This is a genomic window from Nitrospirillum amazonense (assembly GCF_007828035.1).
In the GTDB taxonomy this organism is placed as follows: Bacteria; Pseudomonadota; Alphaproteobacteria; order Azospirillales; family Azospirillaceae; genus Nitrospirillum; species Nitrospirillum amazonense.
In genome coordinates this window covers 63,923-84,090 of sequence record NZ_VITV01000016.1, presented here as the reverse complement: position 1 = coordinate 84,090, position 20,168 = coordinate 63,923, and the positions used below count along the sequence as shown (strand labels likewise).

Below are 20,168 nucleotides of genomic sequence, written 5' to 3'. Positions count from 1 at the left end.
CGTGATGAGCAGGTGGCACCCTCTTCTGGCAGGGGCCTGTGCCCTGGCCCTTCTCTTCGGGGCCCAAGCGGGTAAGGCCCAGACCTTGGAGCAGGTGTTTCAGGCGCCGCCCAAGGAGATGCGGCCGCGTCTGCGCTGGTGGTGGCCGGGCGACGCTGTGAACGCCGACGAGTTGCGGCGCGAAATCAAGGTGCTGGATGAGGCGGGATTCGGCGGTGCCGAAATCCAGTCCTTCAATCCCGGTGTGCCTGGCCTCAGCCAGGCGGAGCGTGACACGATCAACGGCTATGCCACCCCGCCGTTCTTCGCCCATGTGAAGGCCGCGGCCGAGGAGGCGTCGGCACGGGGACTGACCCTCGACTACACGCTGGGGTCCGCGTGGCCGTCGGGTGGTGGCTTCGCCATTCCGCCGGAAAAGGCCTACGTGGAGCTGACCATGGCGTTCACCGAGGTCAGCGGCGGCAAGGGGCCGGTCAAGGTGGCCATCCCCAGCCGGACCAAGCGCATGGGCGCCATTTCGGGCTTTGATCCCCGGGGCAAGGATCCGAGGGTGGCGGACTGGCCGGCCCGGCTGGACGCGCGGGCCAAGATCGTGGCGGTGATCGCCGTCAAGGGCAACGGCCCGGCACTGCAGCCGGCACCTCCCGCCCAAGGTCTGGTCCTCTATCCCTGGCGTCATGTGGATACGCCCGGGAAGTTGGACGAAGGCAGTGCGTTGGTGCTGACCGACAAGCTGCGGGACGACGGCACGCTGGATTGGACACCGCCGGCGGGGACTTGGCAGGTCTTCGTCTTCAAACAGTATGCCGTCAACATGGGGATCCTGGCGGGTACCGGTGAGGGGCCGCAGCTGACCCTGGACCATATGGACCCGTCCGCCTTCGCCGCCCATGTGGCGCGGGTGGCGGACCCGCTGCCGTCGGCTCTGGGTCCCGCCTTTTCCGCGGTCCGCTCCACCTTCGTGGACAGCCTGGAGCTGATGCAGGATCTGCCCTGGACCGAGAATTTCCTGGCGGAATTCAAGAAGCGCCGCGGCTATGACCTTACCCCTTATCTGCCCCTGGTGCTGCAGCCGGGCTGGATGCAGGCCTGGGGGGAATACTGGTCGCCCCCCTATTTCGAGGCGGGGGACAGCACGGCGGAGCGTGTGCGGGCCGACTACCGCCGCACCGTCTCCGACCTGATGTTCGATGGCTTTGTCGATCCGTTCGTCGCCTGGAATCATGCGCACGGCCTTCAGGCGAAGTTCCAGGCACATGGCGGCGCGCTCGACATTGTCCGGGGCTATGGCGTCGCCGACATACCGGAGACGGAGGATCTGGCGGGGGCCGATCCCTATTTCATGCGCTTCGCCCGCTCCGCCGCCGATCTCTATGGTCGGGCCATCGTGTCGGCGGAAAGCTTGTGCTGGAAGGATCGCCCTTATTCAGTCACGCCCGACGAATTGCGCCAGCGGGCGGACCTGATTTTCGCCAGCGGCGTCAACAGCCTGGTGATCCACGGCACCAATTATCGGCGTGATGGCGTGGCGTGGCCCGGCTGGCACGCCTTCCAGCCCAGCGCATTCGCGCTCGGTTTCAGCACCATGGTCAACGAGACCAACCCGATCTGGGCCGGCGTGCCCACGCTGGCGGCCTATTTCGCCCGTACCCAGGCGGTGCTGCGCCAGGGCAAGCCCGTGGTGCCGGTGGCTTATTTCTACGGCCAGGTCGGCTACTATGCCGGCATCGAGGATCGGGGCGCGGACGCCGAGCTGGCGCAACGCCGTTTCCTCGCCGGCGGCTACGACTTCGACCGCGTCAATCCCGATGCGTTGGCCCACGCCCGCGTGGAAGACCATCAACTGGTTTCCGCCGGGGGCGCCGGGTACCCGGTTCTGGTCCTGCCCCCGGTGGACGGTATCGCGGCCGAGACGGCGGAACAGGTCGCCGCCTTCGCCCAGGCCGGGCTGCCGGTTGTCTTCGCCGATCATGTGCCCAGCCGTGATGAGGGGCTGGCCAACCATGAGGCCCGGGATGCCCGCGTCCGGGCGGCTGTGGCGGCTACCCTGAAGGCCGGCGCTCGTGTCGTGCCGGCCGACGGCGTGGTGGATGCCTTGCGCCTGATCCAGGTGCCGGCCAACTTGCGCTTCACGGCCGATCCCACGGATGTGGTCTACGTGCAGCGTCGCGTGGGGGACCAGTTGGTGACCTTCCTGCACAACGCCGGTGGGCAGTCTCGCGACGCCAGTTTGGTGTTGCCGGGTCGTGGCGCTGTCACCCGCTGGAACGCCTTGGATGGTACCATCACGGCGTCCAGCGGCGTCCAGCCCGCGGGCGATGGCACGGCGGTTCCCCTGACGTTGCCGGCTGGCGCCAGCGCGCTGCTGGTGCAGGATACCCGCTTGCCGCCGCTGCCCGCCCCGGCACCGGTTCTCGTGACCCATAAGGCATTGCCCAAGGATGGCTGGACCTTGGCGGTGAATGGCCATGGTCCCAAGGGGGCGTCGGTCAGCCGGCCGCTGACGATCACCTCCCTGGGCGACTGGTCGCAAACCGCTGAACTGGGCGACTTCGCGGGCGAGGGGACATACCAACACACGTTGGAGGTGGAGCGATCCTGGCTGGGCAAGGGGCGGCGCGTCCTTCTGGCCCTGGGCGAAGTCCATGACATGGCGGTCGTGACCATCAATGGCCATCGTTTCCAGCCGCTGGTCACCCAGCCCTTCAAGGTGGATGTGACGGCGGCGCTGCGGCCCGGTCGCAACGCCCTGGAGATCGCCGTCCTGAACACACCGCAGAACGCCATGGTCGATGCCAAGGCGCCTGGCTTCAAGCTGCTGAAGCCTGTCCCCGCCGGCTTGGTCGGCCCCGTCGAGGTGGAGGTTATGCAATGAGGCTTCCGTCCATCACCCTGGCCCGTATCCTGGCGCTGTGTTTGGCCGCGCCGACGGGCCCGGCTGCCGCCCAGGGCGCCGCTGTGTCGGCAGAGGGCCAGGGCGCCGCTGCTTCAGCATCGGGATGGATCACCCATCCCGATGCCGCCGTCAGGGAACGTCCCATCGTTCTCGATTTCCGGCGGACGTTCGACTTGGCCGCGGTGCCGGCGGCCTTCCCGGTCACAGTGACGGCTGACAACCGGTTCAACCTCTATGTCAACGGTGTGCGGGTGGCCATGGGGCCCTCCACCGGCGACATCGCTCATTGGCGGATGGAGGCGTTGGATCTCGCGCCGTATCTGCGGCCGGGCCGGAACGTGATCGCGGCGGAGGTTTGGAACTTCGTGAAGCCGCCGCCGGTGCTGCCGTCCAATGCCACGGACGCGCAAAAGCGGGCGGCGGCCGGCGGCGAGTTGTTTTCCCAGACGGCCCCCATTTTCCAGCAGAGTGTCGATACCGGCTTCCGCCTGCGGGGTGATGGCCCCGCGGCCGCTGTCGGTACCGATCAGGCCGGCTGGCGGGTTGCGGTGGACGGTGGGCGGTCGGCTGTCAACGGCTATCGCCAGGTGCGTCGCTGGTTCTATGTCGCAGGCTCGCCCGAGGTGATCGACGCCGCCAAGGCCAATTGGGACTGGATGGCGGTGGCGGAACCCAAGGGCGATTGGCGGGAGGCCGTGCCGGCACCAGGGGCCGCGGCCCGTACGCTGACGATCGACCGCCTGCCGCAGCAGGAGTATGCGCCGGTACCAGCCGGAACGGTGGTGCGCAGCGATCTCGACGGGGGGAAAGCATTCCCCGGCCATGCCGTCACCGTGCCGGCCAATACCCACGTCAAGCTGTTGCTCCGCCGGGACGCGATGATCTCGGCCTATCCGGAATTGGCGGTGAGCGGCGGCAAGGACGCGGTCATCAAACTGACCTATGCCGAGGCCCTTTACGACGATCAGTTCAAGAAGGCGGATCGCGATCTGGTGGACGACCGGAAGGCCGTCGGCATTTGGGATACGTTCACCGCCGACGGCGGGCGGCGAGTTTTCCAGCCGCTGTGGTGGCGGACATGGCGTTATCTCGATATCGACGTGGTGACGCAGGGTGAACCACTGACCCTGGACGGCCTGCGGGTCTTCGAAACCGGCTACCCGTTCCAGCAGATCGGAAGTTTCAAGAGCAGCGACCCGGTGCTTGACCATATCTGGCAGGTCGGCTGGCGCACGGCGCGTGTAGACGCGCATGAAACCTATATGGACACGGCGTTCTGGGAACAGAACCAGTATGTCGGCGACACCCGGCTTCAGGCGCTGATCAGCTACGCTGTCGGCGGGGATCCCCGCTTGGCGGAACAGGCGATCGACGCCTTCGCCCAGTCGGACGTGGATGATGGGCTCGTTGAAGGGGCTTACCCGGTCCGCAACAGCAACGCTATCGCCCCCTTCTCCCTGTTGTGGGTAGGGATGCTGCATGATTGGTGGATGCAACAGCCGGACACCGGTCCGGTGGTGCGGCACCTGGACCGCATGCGCAAGGTGCTGCATTGGTTCGAGCGCTATCAGGCGCCGTCCGGTTTGCTGACCAAGAATCCGCAGTGGAACTTCATCGACTGGGCGGGGCAGCCGGCGACCGATCGCACCAAGTTCCCCTCCTATGGCAAGGATGGTGAAAGCTGCCTGATGTCCGTCAGCTGGCTGGGGGCGCTGCGCCAAGGGGCGGCGTTGGAAAAGGCGCTGGGGGATCCGGCCCAGGCGGCGGCGGACACGGCCCGTGCCGACGCCGTGCGGGCGGCGCTCCGGGCGCGTTGCTGGCAGGCGGGACGCGGGCTCTACGCCGACAATCCCGATGGCGACGTTTTCAGCCAGCACACCAATACCCTGGCGGTCCTCTATGACGTCGCGACGCCGGAGGAGGCGCCGGCGATCCTGCGACGCATCACCAAGGCCGGTGGCGGTATCGATGCCCCGGATGGGATGTACGTCAGCAGCTACTACTTCGCCTGGTATCTGGCGCAGGCCTTCGTTCATGCCGGCCTGGCGGATGACTACCACGCGCTGCTGCAGACGTGGCGTGACCTACTGGCGCTTCACTACACCACCTGGCCGGAGGAGCGGGGCAACACGCGCTCCGACACCCATGCCTGGAGCGCTCATCCCACCGCGGACCTGTTGGATATCGTCGCCGGCATCCAGCCCGGCGCCCCGGGATATGCCGCCGTCCGGATTCAGCCCGCCTTGGGGGCCCTGACCCAACTGGATGCGACGGCCGCGACGCCGCATGGCGCGGTGACCATCCGCTATCGCGTGGTCGGCGCCAAGATGGTGGCTGACATCCGGCGACCGAAAGACCTGCCCGGTGAGTTCGTCTGGCAAGGGCGCACTTATCCCTTGGATGCTGTGGAGACGCACTTGAGCGTGCCGGCCCCTCGGCGGGAGGAACGGTGATGAGGCGCTTATCGGGGCTGGTGATTGCTCTGATGGTCGCTGTTGCGGGCGGGGCCGCCTTCGGCCAGACCGCCCCGGTGGACCCGGCCCGCGTTCCGCCCGATACGCTGTCGCCCGCCTGGCAGCGGATGTGGCCGACCGTGACGGGGTTCAAGGCGGCGGAGGCGCCGCAGCCCGCCCTTAATGACCTCGCGGCATGGAAGCAGCAGCAAGATGCGGTTGACGAGCAGATGCAAAAGATGGCGTCCGGCGTCACCGCGGCCTATGGGGTGACGGTGGAGGCCAGCCTAATAGGCGGTGTGCCCACCCTGACCATCACGCCCAAGGACTGGGTGGACGACGGGCGTCTGCTGATCTATGTCCATGGCGGCGGCTTCACCAGCCTTTCGGCCCGCTCGACCCTGTTCTCCTCGGGCCTCATGGCGAACCGCAGCCGGATGCGGGTCATTTCCGTCGACTATACCCTGGCGCCGCAGCAGCGCTGGCAAGGGACAACCGACCAGGTGGCGGCGGTGTATCGCGCTCTGCTGACCCAGGGGCGGTTGCCGCAGGGGATCGGCATCTTCGGAGACTCCGCTGGGGGCTCCATCGTGGCGGGAACCGTTCTGAAGCTGCGCGACGCGGGCACCCCCCTGCCGGGGGCCGTCTTGCTCTGGTCGCCGTGGTCGGACGTTACCGCTACGGGTGATACCTACCGTACCCTGGCCAGCTTCGATCCGGCGTTGAGCATGGACCGCCTGGCTTTGAGTGCGGCGGCCTACGCCGATCCCGCCGATCAGAAGAACCCGTACGTCTCACCTGTCTACGGAGACTACGCCCGGGGCTTTCCCCCGACGCTGATCCAGGGCGGTACCCGCGAAATCTTCCTCAGCAACATGGTGCGCCACTACCAGGCCATGGTGGCCGGGGGCGTGGACACCACGTTGGACCTCTACGAAGGCATGATCCACGTCTTCCAGCCCATGGCACCCGGCGCGCCGGAGAATGTGGCCGCCATGAAGCGCGTGGTGAATTTTTGGAACCGGCATCTCAGATCCCGCTGATGCCGTTGACGGAGTTGCGCCAGGGGGCCGGTTTCACGGTATAATCGACCGGAAACGTCCGAATTCCGGTCGTGCCCCCCCATCCCAATAGCGATCGAGATAGGCTGCAATGTCCGACACCTTGGATACCATGACGACGACGCCAGCCCCTCGCCAGCGGACGGGGGCTGGCCGACCGACGCAGGCTCAGGTCCGTGCCATCGACGCGGCCATCCTGGAGGCGGCGACGGGCATTTTCCTGACCGCCGGCTATAGCGGCGCTTCGATGGAGGCGGTGGCAGAAACGGCCCGGGTTTCCAAGGGAACGCTTTATGCGCGCTATCCTTCCAAGGCGGATCTGTTCAAGGCCGTCTGCTCTTCCCGGGTGGAGGTGTGGTCGATGCGTTTCACGCCCGAGCCGGCGCCGGGCAGCGGACTGGCGCCGCGTCTTGAGCATTTCGCCCGCACCATCGTGCGCAGCATGTCCGATCCCGAGGTCATGGCCTTTGAGGGGCTGCTGCATACCGAGGGGCGAAAGTTCCCTGAGGTGGCCAAGCTTTTCTTCGACACCACGTTCGAGGTCAGCCTGGCGCACGTCATCTCCATTCTGACGGCTGCGTCCATTCAGGACGGTGTGCCGGTTCGCGATGCGCGCAATGCGGCCGTCGCGTTTATGGGGCTCTTCACGGGCTGGTGGATGCGTATCCGGTGGTGTGGGCCGATTTCGGACGACGAGGTCGAGACAACCATACGCAGCTTCGTCGCCATCTTTCTCCAAGGTCGCCTGGCTTGGTGACGTCGGCGGCTGCGGGTGGCGTGGCGTCAATTTGTAAGGGCAGGAGTAGTCGGTTTTGAAAAAGGCGGACCAGGTGGAAATGGACGAGGAGGGGAAAAGCACGGCCCAACCCTCGGGCAGCCAGACCTTGTTGCGGGGGCTGGACGTGATCGACGCCGTGGCCGATGGCGTCACCACTTTTCCCGCCTTGTCCGAACGTCTCGGCCTGACCAAGTCCACGGCCCATCGGCTGGCGTCCGCCCTGGTGGAGCGCGGATATCTCACCTTCGTGGCGCGGGAGGGGTACGCCCTGGGACCCAAGTTGCTGGAACTGGGCTGGTCCGCGCATCAGCAGATGCACCTGCCCAGTGTGGCCCGCCCGCATATAGAGCGGCTTGCGGCGGAAACCGAGGATACGGTGCATCTGGGCATCCTGGACGGGACCCAGGCGTTGTATCTGGACAAGGTGCCCGGGCGCCGCCGCGTGGTCATCGGTTCACGGGTGGGCGAACGTCACCCCATCATCTCCACCGGCCTGGGCAAGGCCCTGGTGTTGGACCATGACGAGGCGGCTTGGCGGGGGTTCTATGAGGTGCGCGGCTATACCACTGGCATGGCCGTGTGGCTGGAGCGCATGCGCATCTACAGCGCCAAGGGCTATGCCTTCGACCTGGAAGAGAACGAAGACCAGATCCGGTGTGTCGCCGCGCCCATAAGGGGGGCCAGCGGTGAGATTGTGGCCGCCCTCAGCGTCTCCAGCGCCGCCCAGTACATGGCGGACGAGCGCATGGAGGCCTTGGCCGAGCAGGTCCGCACAGCGGCTGAGGACATCAGCAAGGACTTGGGCTGGACGGAGCGTGCCGGCCGCCGGCGCCCGCGTAGGGGGCGGCTCTGAGCCGAATTCCCTCTTAGGCTACATCGTTGCGCTCCCGGGGGGGGCCAGGCGGTCCTGGACCGGCAGGTGCGGGGTATGTTCGCCCGGCCCTGACGGCAACCGGCGAGGTTGGCTAGCCAGAGGCTCCCGCCGGCACTTGGTTCAGCGCCGCGCTGATGGCGTTGTCGGTCAAGGGACAATGGGTGCCTGAAGGGCCGTACATGGCGGCGACACAGCGGTTACAGGCGGTGCAGCCGCTGCGATGGGCGGGGTTCTCGCGAAAACGCCGCACCAGCTCCGGGTCGTGGATCAGGGCTCGGGCGATGACCACGGTGTCGAACCCTTCCCTCAGCACCTTGTCGGCAGCGGACAGGGACAGCACGCCACCCAGATAGCCCAGGTGGCAAGACACAGCAGCCCGCACCCGCCGCGCAGCCTCAAGGAAATATAGCTCGGAGAAGCGCAGTGACTTGGGCGTCGCCATCTTGAGCAGTTGGAACTGCAGGCGGGTTGCCAGGCTGGGCTTGCCGGCCAGGAAGTCGTCATAGGGCAGGGGGCTGGAAAAGATCACCCAGGGGGATTCGATGTTGCGGCCGCCCGACAGCACCAGCATGTCGACGCCGGCCAGCTCCAGCACCTGGGCGGTGACGATGGCGTCATCCACCGTGGCCCCGCCCTTGGCCCCGTCGTAGAGGTTGATCTTGGCCAATACGGCCAGCTTGTGACCCACGGCCGCCTTGACCGCGGCCAGCACCTCCGCCGGGAAACGGGCACGGCCGGCGGCGGAACCGCCATAGGCGTCACGCCGCTTGTTGGACAAGGGGGAGATGAACTGGTTCAGCAGGTAGCCGTGGCCCATGTGCAGCTCCACGGCGTCGAAACCGGCTTCGGCGGCCAGTTGGGCGGCCCGCACGAATTCTCCCCGCACCTGTTCCATGTCGCCCCGGGTCATGGCGTGCTGGAAAGGGCGCCCCAGCATCAGGCCGATCTTGTCCAGGCCACCACTGGCCGACATGGCCCGCCGGGTGGTCAGTTCCTTATGTTGGGCGAAACTGCCCCCGTGGGTGATCTGGGCGGATGCCTTTCCGCCCTGGGCGTGGATGGCGTCGGTGATGGCGCGGTAGTGGCTGACCGTGGCTGCGTTCATGACGCCCTGGTCAGTGAAGGTCCGGCCATCGGGCGAAACGGCGATATAGGCGAGCGTGGTCAGGCCCACGCCCCCCGCGGCCAGACGCTCATGGAATTGCAGCAAGGACTGCGTCGGTACGCAGCCCTTGGTCATCATCTCGTTGGCGCCGGATCGGATGAAACGGTTGGGCAGCGTGAGGGGCCCGACCTTGAGGGATGCGAAGGCGTTTGCCATGGCTGTGTCCGCCTGACCGGTGTGAGGACGAAGGGCAACGGCCATCCGCATCCCGTGGAAGCGCCAGCGGGAAAGGGGGCCGTTGCCTGCGACGGTCGCCGTGTTAGCCGGCCGGTTGCAGCATCTGCACAACCTCGATCAGGTGCCCCTCGACATCGGTGACGAAGGCGACGCGCACGCCATGGGCGGGCATGTCGCGGGCGGCCTGGACTTCGGTCCCGCCGGCCGCGACGGCGCGCCGGGCGAAGGCGTCCACATCGTCGGTGATGAAGCCGAGGATGACCTCGTCCTTGGACGGGCGGGGGGCATCGACGAACTTCAACAGGACGAAGGTGGCGGCGCCCTCGTGGCTGGGCTTGAACAGGATTTCCTGGATTTTGCGGCCGGCGATTTCATCGTCCACGCGGGCCAGCTCTTCCATGCCGCTGACCGCCTTGTAGAAGGCGGCGGTGGCTTCAAGGTCCCAAACCAGCAGCTTGGTGAAGCCGAATTGGTTGTACATAAGATCCTCCCTTGGCTTTTTGGACGCGATCGAAGGCGACGGCGTTTGGCTATGATAAGTGAATACTTACTTCTATATAAGGCCTGGACCGGCCCGGGACCTGGGTCTCTTTCCTAAGAGGCGGGGGGCTTCAGGTCTTTGCGCATGACCTTCCCGGCCGCATTCTTGGGGAGGCTGGTTAGGAACACGACGCTCCGCGGCACCTTGTAATTGGCCATGTTGGCCTTGGACCAGGCGACGATCTCGTCGGCTTCGGCCTGTTCTCCCGGGCGCAGTACCAGGAAGGCGCGGCCCACTTCGCCCAGGCGTTCATCCGGCACGCCGATCACGGCGGCCATCTCCACCTTGGGGTGTGCGCAGAGCAGCTTCTCGATCTCCGCCGGATAGCAGTTGAAGCCCCCGGTGATGTACATGTCCTTCTTGCGGTCGGTGATGCGCAGATAGCCGTCGGCGTCCAACGTGCCGATGTCACCGGTGTGCAGCCAGCCCTTGGTGTCGATTGCCTCCGCCGTGGCGGCGGGGTCGTCCAGATAGCCCTGCATGACGCCGAAGCCACGCACCAGAATTTCCCCGGTTTCTCCAGGAGACAGGGGCCGCCCCTGGTCGTCGGCGCAAACCACCTCCAGCCCATCCAGCGCCCGGCCACAGGTGGTGGCGATGCGGTCCACGCTGTCGCCCGCGCGGCACATGGCGATGGCGCCGCACTCGGTCATGCCATACCCCGTCACCACCCGCTGGAACCCCAGCTCCGTCTGCATCCGCGCGACGAGGATGGGGGGGACAGTGGCGGCTCCGGTGACGGCGACGCGCAACGACGTCCGGTCGGTGCCCAGCCTGTGCTGCTCGGCCAGCAGGGATTGGAAGATGGTGGGGGGGCCGGGCAGGAAGCTGACGCCTTCCTCACGGATCAGGCGCGCGACTTCCACCATGTCGAACTGGGCCAGCGGCAGGCTGGTCGCCCCCATCATCAGGGCCGCCAGCCAGCCGGCCTTGTAGCCGAAGGTGTGAAAGAACGGATTGATGATCAGCATCCGGTCGTCCACCCGCAGGTCGACGGCATCGGACCAGGCTTGGAACAGCCTGATGGTCTGAAGGTGGCCGCTCACCACCCCCTTGGGCGCGCCGGTGGTGCCCGAGGTAAAGAGGATGTCGGATGGATCCTGGCCGGTCACCCGTGCCATGGCCTCATCGACGGCCGGGTCATCCGGTCCCGGTCCGCGCTCCAGGAAGGCCTCCCATCCCCCCGGCCCGTTGCCGTCCAAGGTCACGATGCCCTGAAGGGCGGGCAGGGTCTCGCCAGCCAGCAGGGCCGGGTAGTCCACGCCCAGGAAGTGACCCACCGTCACCAGCAAGCGGGCCCGGGAACGGTGCAGGATGTCGGCGGCCTCCCGCCCCTTCAACCGGGTGTTCAGGGGGGTGAGGATGGCGCCGGCGGCCTGGGCGCTCAGGGCGGCCACGATCCATTCGATCCGATTGGGTGCCCACAGGGCGACCACGTCCCCTTTATGGATTCCCCACGCCAGATAGGCGGCTGCGGCCCGGCGTACCTGGTTGTAAAGGCCGGCGAAGGTCCAGGTGCGTCCGCCGTCGATCAGGGCTGCCTTGTCCGGCCAAAGGCGTGCGGCGCGGGCGGCGATCGCGGGCAGGGTCTCCGGCAGCGCCGGGGTGGCAAGGGTCATGGCCCGCGCGCCTCCCGTGGCAGGCCCAGGGCGCGTTCGGCGATGATGTTGCGCTGGATCTGGTTGGTGCCGGCATAGATGGTGTCGGCCCGTGACATGAGGAACATGGTGGTCAGCGGCGGGAAGCGTTCCGCCGTTTCACCGATCTCCGCCGCCGGGCCGGCGACATCCATGACCAATTCGCCCAAATTGCGGTGCCAAGTGGACCAGTAGAGCTTGTAGGTATAGCCCTCCGGGCTCAACTGGCCGGACTCGGCGTTGGCCAGCAGGCGCAGGGCATTGAACCGCATGATGCGCAGGCCGATCTGCGCCTGGGCCAGGCGTTGCCGGATCAGTGGATCGGCGGCCTTGCCGTTCTCCTTCGCCAATTCGATCAGGGCGTCCAGTTCATTGCGGAATTGCATCTGCTGGGCCAGCGTGGACACCCCCCGCTCGAACCCCAGCAGGCCCATGGCCACCCGCCAACCGTCGCCTTCCGCGCCCACCAGGTCGCGGACCTCGGCTAACGCGCCATCGAAGAATACCTCGCTGAATTCCGACTCCCCCGTCATCTGACGGATGGGGCGCACGGTGACGCCCGGCTGATGCATATTTACCAGCAGGAAGGAGAGGCCCTTGTTGCCGACTGACCCGGGCTCTGTCCGGCACAGCACGAAGCACCAGTCGGCGATCTGGCCCATGGAGGTCCAAATCTTCTGGCCATCGATGATGTAGCGCTCGCCATCCCGCCGGGCCTTGGTGCGCACATTGGCCAGGTCCGACCCCGCATTGGGTTCGGAATAGCCTTGACACCAGATGGCGCGGCCGGCGGCGATGTCGGGCAGGAAGCGCTTCTTCTGGGCCGGGGTGCCAAAGGCCAGCAGGGTGGGGCCCGCCAGTTCCACGCCGATATGGCCGATGCGGGCGGGTGCCCGGGCGCGGGCATACTCTTCGGCGAACACGACCTGCTGGGCGATGCTGGCGTCACGACCACCGTAGGCGGCGGGCCAGCCGACGCAGCTCCAGCCCGCAGCACCCAGGCACTGTTCCCAATCACGCCGCCGTTCGATCAGGTCGACATGGTTGTTCAGCCCACGGATGTCGCGGAACGGGCCGGCCAGTTGGCTTTCCAGCCAGATCGCGGCCTCGGCACGGAAGCGCTCAAGTTCGGGGGTGTCGTCCATGGGCTGTCTCAGAAGATTTCGAACAGGCCGGCGGCACCCATGCCGCCACCGATGCACATGGTGACCACACCGTACTTCTCCCGCCGGCGGTGGCCTTCGACCAGCAAGTGACCGGCAAGGCGCGCGCCCGTCATGCCGAAGGGATGCCCCACGGCAATGGCGCCGCCATCCACATTCAGGCGGTCGTTGTCGATGCCCAGCCGATCGCGGCAATACAGCGCCTGGGAGGCAAAGGCCTCGTTCAGCTCCCACAGGCCGATGTCGGCCATGGTGCGTCCCGTCCGCTCCAGCAGCTTGGGCACCGCAAACACCGGGCCGACGCCCATTTCCTCCGGGGCGCAACCGGCGACCGCGACACCGCGGTAGGCACCCAGCGGTTCCAGGCCCAGGCGTTCGGCCAGCTTGGCCTCCATGAGCAACACGGCGGCCGCCCCGTCCGACAGCTGAGAGGCGTTGCCGGCCGTGATATGGCGGCCCTCCTTCACCAGCGCGCCGTCCTTGTAGACCGGGGCCAGCTTGGTCAGACCGTCCAGGGTCGTATCCGCCCGCGGGCCTTCATCAGCGCCCAGCGTCACTTCCTGGTAGGAGGTCTCGCCCGTTTCCTTGTCGACGACGGCTTTGCGGGTGGGCAGGGGGGCCAGTTCCGCCGCGAAGCGGCCGGCCGCCTGGGCCGCCACCGTACGCTGATGGCTCTGCAGGCTGAATTCGTCCTGCGCCTCCCGACTCACGCCATAGCGTTCGGCGACGATTTCCGCCGTCTCGATCATGGGAATCCACATGTGCGGCATATGAGCCAGCACCGACTGAGAACGGGTGCGGTAGGTGCTCTTGTGCTTGGTTTGGGTCAGACTGATGCTCTCGACGCCGCCCGCCACGACGACGTCCATGCCGTCGACCATGATCTGCTTGGCGGCGGTGGCGATGGCCATCAGGCCGGAGCCGCACTGCCGGTCCAGGCTCATGCCCGCCACGCTCTGCGGCAGGCCGGCCGAAGCCACGGTCAGGCGCCCGATGTTATAGCTCTGGTTGCCCTGCTGTGAGGCGCAGCCCAGGATCAGATCCTCCACCAAGGCGGGGTCGATACCGGCGCGGCGAACGACCTCCGCCACGACATGGCCGGACAGGGCGGCCGCGTCGGTGTCGTTGTAGGCGCCCCGGTAGGCCTTCCCGATGGGGGTGCGGGCGATGGAGACGATGACGGCTTCACGCATGGTAGGGAACCCTCAGGGGAAGTAGCGGGAGATGGTGTCGGCGACGCAGGCGGGCTTTTCCTGCCCGTCAATCTCGACGGTCATGCGCACGACGGACTGGATGGCGCCGCCTTTGACCTCTTTCACCGCCAGGATCTGGCCTTGGCCCCGCAGGCGGGAGCCCACCCGGACGGGAGCGATGAAGCGCACCTGATCCAGCCCCACGTTGACGCCGGAAGCGAAGGACTGGATGCGCAGCAACTGCGGCAGGAACAGGTTGACCAGGCTGAGTGTCAGGTAGCCGTGGGCGATGGTGGTGCCGAAGGGGCCCTCCTTGGCCCGCACGGGATCGACATGGATCCACTGATGGTCGCCCGTGACCTGGGCGAAGCCGTCGATCCGGTCCTGGTCCACGACCAGCCATTCGGTGGTGCCGAGGTCCTGGCCCACCTGGTTCAGCAGATCGTGCGGCGTGTCCACGGTGATCGCCATGGGCTCAGGCCCGCTGGCTGGAGACGGACAGCACTTCGCCCGTCATGTAGGAGGAAAGGTCGGACGCCAGGAACAGCATGGCGTTGGCCACCTCCCACACTTCGGCCGGCCGCCCAAAGGCCTCTTGTGCCGCCAATCGCTCCAGCGCTTCCGGTGTCGTCACCTTGGCCAGGAAAGGGTGCATGGCGATGGAGGGCGCCACGGCGTTGATGCGCACGCCATGGCCCGCAGCCTCGATGGCGGCACAGCGGGTGAAGGCCATCACACCCGCCTTGGCGGCCGCGTAGTGCGCCTGACCCGCCTGCGCCCTCCAGCCCAGGACGGAGGCGTTGTTGACGATGGCGCCGCCACCGCGGGCGTACATTCCGGGCAGGAAGGCGCGGCTCATGCGGAAGACGCTGGTCAGAGTGACATCCAGCACCCGCGACCATTGTTCATCCGTCATTTCGACGACGGACGCCTCACCACCCAGGCCGGCGTTGTTGATCAGGACGTCGACGCCATCCAGCGCCCGGTCCGCTGCGGCGCGCAGCGCTTGGACATCACTTTCCTTGGTGACATCGCACAGCTGGGTGGCCGGGCGGTGGCCCGTTTCCGCCGCCAGACGGTCAGCGGCTTCGCCCAGGCGGCGCTCGTGATAGTCGCTGATCAGCAGCCGCGCGCCCTCCTCGGCGGCGCGCTTGGCGACGGCATAGCCGATTCCGGTGCCCGCGGCGGCGGTGATGACCACCGTCTTGCCTGTTAAAAGGCCACGGGCGGGCGGGTAGGGTGGGGGGGCGACGGGGCGGGGGGCTGGAATGGTCATAGGGTCCTCAGGGAATGTCATCCAGGCCCATCAACCGGGCGACCCGCTCGCGGTGATGGGCCGGGTCGCCCAGCCAGGCTGAACTGGACCAGGCGCGTTTGAAGTAGAGGTGGGCGTGATGTTCCCAGGTGAAGCCGATGCCGCCGTGAAGCTGGATCGTTTCACCAGCGCAATGACGATAGGCGTCTGAACACCAGCTCTTGGCGGCGGAACACGCCTCCAGCAGGTCGGTGTCGGTATCGATGGCGGCGGCAGCGTAGAGCGCGGCGGAGCGGGCGGCCTCCACGGCCACCATCATGTCGGCCAATTCGTGCTTCACCGCCTGGAAGGAAGCGATCTTGCGGCCGAACTGCACCCGCTGCTGGGCATACTCCACGGTGGTGGCCAGGCAGAAGGCGGCACCACCGGTCTGTTCCGCCGCCAGCAAGCCGGCGGCGGTGGCCAGGATACGCTCCAGGACGGGGCCGGCTTCCTCGGCTCTCCCCAGGATCTGATCGGGCGCCACCGCGACGGTGTCGAAAGTCAGGCGGCACAGGGGCCGTGTCGGGTCAAGCCCGGGCTGGCGCTCGACCCGCAAGCCGGTCGCGTCGCGGGGCAGGGCCAACAGGCTGATGCCCCGGGGGCCGGCGGACAGGGGGGCACGGGCGGCCACCAGCAGCAGGTCGGCGACATGGGCGAAGGGCACGAAGCAGGATTCGCCGCTAAGACGCCATGCGCCTTCTTCCGCCCTGAGCCAGGCGGTAACCCCATCGGGGGCCGGCCGGCCCTGGGGACCGGTCAGGGCCAGGGTCGCCTTGGTGCTGCCATCAGCCAAGCCGGGCAACAGGCTCCGCTTCTGCGCCTCCGTGCCCGCGCCGAGGATGGTCTGGACACCGAGAACCGCGGTTTCGAAGAAGGGCGCCATGGCCAGCCGCGCACCCGTCTCCTCCAACACCAGCGCCATGTCGACGGCGCCGCCCCCGATGCCGCCATAAGCCTCAGGCACCATCAGGCCGGCATAGCCCATGTCGACCGCCAGATTGTGCCAAAGTTCGGCATCCCAGCCGGCATCGGCCTCGATGGTGGAGCGAAGGCGGTCCAGGCCGGCGGCTTCCTGAAGGAAGGCCTGGACGCTGTCGCGGATCGCGCGCTGATCGTCGGTCAAAGCGAAATGCATGGTGCCATCCTCAGCCCGCGCCGTAGACGGGCTTGGGCGGCATCCGGGCACGCAGCAGGTCCTGGATCGCCGGGCCCAGCTCATCGGCTGCCCAGCGGGCCTTCTTGTCGATGGACACGCTGTCGGTCCAGCCCTGGGACAGCCACAGCCGCCCGCCCTTCAACTCAAAAACCTGTCCGGTGACTTCCCGCGATTGGGCGCTGCAAAGCCAGGCGACCAAGGGGGCCGTGTTCTCGGGGGCATAGACATCCAGGTCCCCCTCCTGCCGGTTCATCTCGGCGGCGAAGGCGCCCTCGGTCATGCGGGTGCGGGCATTCGGGGCGAGGGCGTTGGCGGTGATGCCGTAGCGGCCCAGTTCCGCCGCCTGTACAAGGGTCAGGGTGGCGATGCCGCCCTTGGCGGCGGAATAGGCGCTTTGCCCGATGCTGCCCTGCAGGCCGGCGCCGGAGGTGGTGTTGATGATGCGGGCATCCACCGTGTGCCCGGCCTTTTGGCGGGCGCGCCAGAAGTCCACGGCGTGACGACTGGTGCAGAAGTGACCACGCAGATGCACGCGCAGGACGGCATCCCATTCATCGGGCGTGCAGGAAACAAACATACGGTCGCGAACGAAGCCGGCGTTGTTCACCACGGCATGCAGGTCGCCGAAGCTGTCCAGCGCGCATTCCACGATGCGGCCGCTGGCGTCCCAATCGGTGACGTCGTCCGTGTTGGCCACGGCTTGGCCGCCGGCGGCCCGGATCTCGTTCACCACCCGTGCAGCGGCCCCCTCCGTGGCTCCACTTTCACCGTGGGTTCCCACGCCCAGGTCGTTCACCACCACCCGGGCGCCTTCCGCGGCCAGGCCCAGGGCATAGGCCCGGCCCAGGCCGTTACCAGCGCCGGTGACGACAACCACCCGGCCTTCGCAGATACGCGACATCGTTATTCCCCATGCTCTGTGGCGGCGGCGCGGCGCCGGCGTTCCTCGGCCGTGGCGCCCCGTAGGCGCACGGCAATGGCGTTGGCGCGGATGCGTGGCCGGTCCGGTTCCGCGGCGGCCAGCGGCTGACATTCCCGCAGGTCGGTGAAGGCCTCGCGGGTCAGGCGCTGGTATTCGCCGTCCCCGGTGTTGCGCCAGGTGATCTGGTCGGGCCTGAAATGGCGGATCACCTTGGCCGGGTTGCCTGCGATCAGGCAGCCGGCCTCGAACCGGGCGTCCGGGCGCACCAGGGACAGGGCGGCGACCAGGCAGTCCTCTCCCAGCTCGGCGTTGTCCAGGACGACGGCGTTGATGCCCACCAGGGTGTGCCGCCCGATGCGGCAGCCATGCAGCACGGCGCCGTGTCCGATGGTGGCGCCCAGCCCGACGTGGCAGTCGTTGCCGGACGAGGTGTGGAGGGTGCAGTTGTCCTGGATGCTGCTGTCGCCCTCCACCACGATGCGGCCGAAGTCGCCGCGCAGCGACGCGCCCGGCCCGAGATAGCAGCCAGGGCCGACGATGACGTCACCGATCAGCGTCGCGCCCGGATGGACGAAGCTGCTCGGGTCCACGACCGGTACGATGCCTTGGTAGCTATAGACGGCCATGGTGTCACAGCCGCTCGATGATGGTCACGTTAGCCTGCCCGCCGCCCTCGCACATGGTCTGCAGGGCGTAGCGTCCTTGGCGCCGCTCCAACTCGTTCAGCAGCGTGGTCATGATGCGGGCGCCGGTGGCGCCCAGCGGGTGCCCCAATGCTATGGCACCGCCATTCACGTTCACGCGGTCCGGATCTATGTCCAGTTCCGACATCCAGGCCAGCACCACGCTGGCGAAGGCCTCGTTGCATTCGAACAGGTCGATATCGGCCAGGGCCAGCCCCGTCTTGGCCAGGGCATGGCGGGTCGCGGCGATCGGGGCGGTCAGCATCCACACGGGGTCGTCGCCCCGCACGCTCATGTGATGGATGCGCGCCCGCGGTTTCAGGCCATGATCCTTCACGGCCTGGGCGGAGGCGATCAGCAGGGCGGCGGAGGCGTCGGCGTTCTGGCTGCTGACGCCGGCGGTCAGGCGTCCACCCTCCACCAGGGGCTTCAGGCCGGCCATCTTCTCCAGCGAGGTGTCGCGACGCGGCGTCTCGTCGGTGGTGAATTCCCCCACCGGAGCGATCTCGCGGGCGAAGCGCCCGCCATCGCTGGCGGCGATGGCCTTCTGGTGGCTGGCCAGCGCGAAGCCCTCCATTGCTTCCCGGGTGACGCCCCACTTTTCGGCGATCATCTCCGCAGCGCGGAATTGGCTGACTTCCTGCTTGCCGTAGCGGGCCAGCCAACCGGGGGAGGTGGAAAAGGGGTCGGGAATGCCGTAGGTGCGGCCCACTTCCATGGCGGCGGAGATGGGGATCATGTTGAGGTTCTGCACGCCGCCGGCCACCACCAGCTCCTGCGTGCCGCTCATGACTCCCTGGGCCGCGAAGTGGACCGCCTGTTGGGCGGAACCGCACTGACGGTCCACGGTGACGCCCGGCACATGATCGGGAAGACCCGCCACCAGCCAGCAGGTACGGGCGATGTCGCCGGCCTGGCTGCCGATGGTTTCGGTGCAGCCGAACACGACATCGTTCACGGCACCGGGGTCGACCCCGGTGCGGGCTATCAGCGCGGCAATGGCGTGCGCGCCCAGATCGGCGGAATGCATGCCGGCCAGCGATCCCTTCTTGCGGCCGATCGGGGTGCGGACGGCGTCGATGATATAGGCTTCAGGCATGCTGGCCCTCGTTCTGGCGGGGATGATCGGGCAGGAAGGTTTGGTCGGGACCGAGGGGGCCGGCCAGGACGCGCCGTTCCACCCGCGCTTGGTGGAAGGCCGGCGTTCCCCAGACGTAAGTCAGGGCCAACGCGCGTTTCAGGAAGAAATGGATGTCCACTTCCCAGGAGTAGCCCATGGCGCCGTGCACCTGGATGGCGGTGCGGGCGGCCAGGTCCGCCGCCTCCGCCGCCACCAGCTTGGCGTGCGATATGGCCGCCCGGGACCGTGTGTCGCGGTCGGGGAAGCGCGTGGCGGCGGCATGCAGCACGGGGCGGGCGAATTCGATCTTCACCTGGACGGAGGCCAGGTGATGCTTGATGGCCTGGTATGACCCGATGGGCTTACCGAACTGGGTGCGATCCTTGGCATAGGCGACCGCCAAGTCCACGCAGCACTGCGCCAGGCCCAGGCACTGCGCGGCGGCGAACAGGGCACCCCGGTCGATGGCGTCCGCGAGGGGCCCGGCCGCGGTGGCGGCGCTGGCGATGCGGGTGGTTCCGCTCGGCTTCCACGCCACGTCGAACAGGCGGCGGAATGGATCGATGCTGGGACGGCGCGTCAGTGTCACCTGATCACGCGGTACCAGGTGCAGGTCGCCCTCATGGACCAGCAGCAGGGCGGCGGCCGTATCGGCATCGGCGACCAGCGGGTTCAGGGGATGGCCGATCGCCAGCGTGGCGGCGCCGCTCAAGGCCTCGGCCAACAAGGGGTGCGCCGGGGCGCAGGCGGCCAACAAGGGCAGGGCGATGCCCGCATGGTCGACCAGCGGTTCGGGCAAGGCTGCACGTCCGCACGCCTGGGCAATCAGGGCGAAGTCCAGTTCGCCCAGGCCCAGGCCGTCTTGCTCCGCCGGCACCAGGACCGGCACCAGCCCGGTTTCCACGATGGCGCCCCAGCGGTCCGCGTCGCGGGGAGCCCCGTCGGTCATCAACTGGCGCAGGGCGGCGGGCGGGCAATGGTCGTCCAGCAACTTGGCGACCACGTCGGCCAGCATCTTCTGTTCGTCGGTGAGGGTGAAGTCCATCAGCCTG

17 protein-coding genes are annotated in these 20,168 nt (G+C 67.6%); 5 read left to right on the top strand and 12 right to left on the bottom strand.

What is annotated here, in order from left to right; all coding sequences use genetic code 11:
• Positions 1–4: 4 nt before the first annotated feature.
• The 5 genes from FBZ87_RS27065 (at position 5) to FBZ87_RS27045 (ending at position 8,041) form a co-directional block, all read left to right on the top strand.
• Positions 5–2,875 (top strand): glycosyl hydrolase, encoded by a 2,871-nt coding sequence (locus FBZ87_RS27065; protein WP_145613694.1) that lies wholly within the window; start codon positions 5–7, stop codon positions 2,873–2,875.
• The gene (locus FBZ87_RS27060) at positions 2,872–5,349 is read left to right on the top strand and encodes an alpha-L-rhamnosidase-related protein (protein WP_145613693.1); all 2,478 of its coding nucleotides are present in this window, start codon (positions 2,872–2,874) and stop codon (positions 5,347–5,349) included. The genes FBZ87_RS27065 and FBZ87_RS27060 overlap by 4 nt, the downstream gene beginning before the upstream one ends.
• Positions 5,350–5,381: 32 nt before the next feature.
• Entirely contained in the window at positions 5,382–6,392 is a 1,011-nt protein-coding gene (locus FBZ87_RS27055; protein WP_186455013.1) for an alpha/beta hydrolase, read from the top strand.
• 109 nt (positions 6,393–6,501) lie between these two features.
• On the top strand, positions 6,502–7,167 hold the full coding sequence (locus FBZ87_RS27050) for a TetR/AcrR family transcriptional regulator (protein WP_145613691.1): 666 nt from the start codon (positions 6,502–6,504) through the stop codon (positions 7,165–7,167).
• Positions 7,168–7,222: 55 nt separating this feature from the next.
• A complete protein-coding gene (locus FBZ87_RS27045; protein ID WP_246134625.1) occupies positions 7,223–8,041 on the top strand; it encodes an IclR family transcriptional regulator in 819 nt (272 codons plus the stop codon).
• 112 nt (positions 8,042–8,153) lie between these two features.
• Here the strand turns inward: FBZ87_RS27045 and FBZ87_RS27040 are convergent, their stop codons facing one another.
• From FBZ87_RS27040 to FBZ87_RS26985, 12 genes are all read right to left on the bottom strand, one after another.
• Positions 8,154–9,383, bottom strand: a complete 1,230-nt coding sequence (locus FBZ87_RS27040) for an NADH:flavin oxidoreductase (RefSeq protein WP_145613690.1) — start codon at positions 9,381–9,383, stop codon at positions 8,154–8,156.
• Between the two features lie 103 nt (positions 9,384–9,486).
• Positions 9,487–9,885: a VOC family protein gene (locus FBZ87_RS27035; protein WP_145613689.1), complete on the bottom strand. Its 399-nt coding sequence runs from the start codon at positions 9,883–9,885 to the stop codon at positions 9,487–9,489.
• A gap of 113 nt (positions 9,886–9,998) precedes the next feature.
• Positions 9,999–11,564, bottom strand: a complete 1,566-nt coding sequence (locus FBZ87_RS27030) for a FadD3 family acyl-CoA ligase (RefSeq protein ID WP_145613688.1) — start codon at positions 11,562–11,564, stop codon at positions 9,999–10,001.
• Positions 11,561–12,727, bottom strand: coding sequence for an acyl-CoA dehydrogenase family protein (locus FBZ87_RS27025; RefSeq protein WP_145613687.1), 1,167 nt, complete (start codon positions 12,725–12,727; stop codon positions 11,561–11,563). The genes FBZ87_RS27030 and FBZ87_RS27025 overlap by 4 nt, the downstream gene beginning before the upstream one ends.
• Before the next feature lie 8 nt (positions 12,728–12,735).
• Complete coding sequence (locus FBZ87_RS27020; RefSeq protein WP_145613686.1) at positions 12,736–13,938, bottom strand: acetyl-CoA C-acyltransferase; 1,203 nt, start codon at positions 13,936–13,938, stop codon at positions 12,736–12,738.
• 12 nt (positions 13,939–13,950) lie between these two features.
• Positions 13,951–14,409, bottom strand: coding sequence for a MaoC family dehydratase (locus FBZ87_RS27015; protein ID WP_145613685.1), 459 nt, complete (start codon positions 14,407–14,409; stop codon positions 13,951–13,953).
• A 4-nt stretch (positions 14,410–14,413) separates the two neighbouring features.
• Positions 14,414–15,214: an SDR family oxidoreductase gene (locus FBZ87_RS27010; RefSeq protein WP_145613684.1), complete on the bottom strand. Its 801-nt coding sequence runs from the start codon at positions 15,212–15,214 to the stop codon at positions 14,414–14,416.
• Between the two features lie 7 nt (positions 15,215–15,221).
• Positions 15,222–16,370: an acyl-CoA dehydrogenase family protein gene (locus FBZ87_RS27005; protein WP_145613683.1), complete on the bottom strand. Its 1,149-nt coding sequence runs from the start codon at positions 16,368–16,370 to the stop codon at positions 15,222–15,224.
• A 10-nt stretch (positions 16,371–16,380) separates the two neighbouring features.
• Complete coding sequence (locus FBZ87_RS27000) at positions 16,381–17,292, bottom strand: SDR family oxidoreductase (protein WP_145613682.1); 912 nt, start codon at positions 17,290–17,292, stop codon at positions 16,381–16,383.
• Positions 17,293–17,294: 2 nt separating this feature from the next.
• Entirely contained in the window at positions 17,295–17,939 is a 645-nt protein-coding gene (locus tag FBZ87_RS26995) for a gamma carbonic anhydrase family protein (protein WP_145613681.1), read from the bottom strand.
• A gap of 4 nt (positions 17,940–17,943) precedes the next feature.
• A complete protein-coding gene (locus FBZ87_RS26990; protein ID WP_145613680.1) occupies positions 17,944–19,095 on the bottom strand; it encodes an acetyl-CoA C-acetyltransferase in 1,152 nt (383 codons plus the stop codon).
• Positions 19,088–20,161 (bottom strand): acyl-CoA dehydrogenase family protein, encoded by a 1,074-nt coding sequence (locus tag FBZ87_RS26985; RefSeq protein WP_145613679.1) that lies wholly within the window; start codon positions 20,159–20,161, stop codon positions 19,088–19,090. Before FBZ87_RS26985 ends, FBZ87_RS26990 begins: the two co-directional genes overlap by 8 nt.
• Positions 20,162–20,168: the final 7 nt, after the last annotated feature.

Excerpts from the sequence above, each read along its gene's own strand:
- FBZ87_RS27065 (WP_145613694.1), top strand. The coding sequence starts at position 5 with ATGAGCAGGTGGCACCCTCTTCTGGCAGGGGCCTGTGCCCTGGCCCTT.
- FBZ87_RS27060 (WP_145613693.1), top strand. The coding sequence starts at position 2,872 with ATGAGGCTTCCGTCCATCACCCTGGCCCGTATCCTGGCGCTGTGTTTG.
- FBZ87_RS27055 (WP_186455013.1), top strand. The coding sequence starts at position 5,382 with ATGGTCGCTGTTGCGGGCGGGGCCGCCTTCGGCCAGACCGCCCCGGTG.
- FBZ87_RS27050 (WP_145613691.1), top strand. The coding sequence starts at position 6,502 with ATGTCCGACACCTTGGATACCATGACGACGACGCCAGCCCCTCGCCAG.
- FBZ87_RS27040 (WP_145613690.1), bottom strand. The coding sequence starts at position 9,383 with ATGGCAAACGCCTTCGCATCCCTCAAGGTCGGGCCCCTCACGCTGCCC.
- FBZ87_RS27035 (WP_145613689.1), bottom strand. The coding sequence starts at position 9,885 with ATGTACAACCAATTCGGCTTCACCAAGCTGCTGGTTTGGGACCTTGAA.
- FBZ87_RS27030 (WP_145613688.1), bottom strand. The coding sequence starts at position 11,564 with ATGACCCTTGCCACCCCGGCGCTGCCGGAGACCCTGCCCGCGATCGCC.
- FBZ87_RS27025 (WP_145613687.1), bottom strand. The coding sequence starts at position 12,727 with ATGGACGACACCCCCGAACTTGAGCGCTTCCGTGCCGAGGCCGCGATC.
- FBZ87_RS27020 (WP_145613686.1), bottom strand. The coding sequence starts at position 13,938 with ATGCGTGAAGCCGTCATCGTCTCCATCGCCCGCACCCCCATCGGGAAG.
- FBZ87_RS27015 (WP_145613685.1), bottom strand. The coding sequence starts at position 14,409 with ATGGCGATCACCGTGGACACGCCGCACGATCTGCTGAACCAGGTGGGC.
- FBZ87_RS27010 (WP_145613684.1), bottom strand. The coding sequence starts at position 15,214 with ATGACCATTCCAGCCCCCCGCCCCGTCGCCCCCCCACCCTACCCGCCC.
- FBZ87_RS27005 (WP_145613683.1), bottom strand. The coding sequence starts at position 16,370 with ATGCATTTCGCTTTGACCGACGATCAGCGCGCGATCCGCGACAGCGTC.
- FBZ87_RS27000 (WP_145613682.1), bottom strand. The coding sequence starts at position 17,292 with ATGTCGCGTATCTGCGAAGGCCGGGTGGTTGTCGTCACCGGCGCTGGT.
- FBZ87_RS26995 (WP_145613681.1), bottom strand. The coding sequence starts at position 17,939 with ATGGCCGTCTATAGCTACCAAGGCATCGTACCGGTCGTGGACCCGAGC.
- FBZ87_RS26990 (WP_145613680.1), bottom strand. The coding sequence starts at position 19,095 with ATGCCTGAAGCCTATATCATCGACGCCGTCCGCACCCCGATCGGCCGC.
- FBZ87_RS26985 (WP_145613679.1), bottom strand. The coding sequence starts at position 20,161 with ATGGACTTCACCCTCACCGACGAACAGAAGATGCTGGCCGACGTGGTC.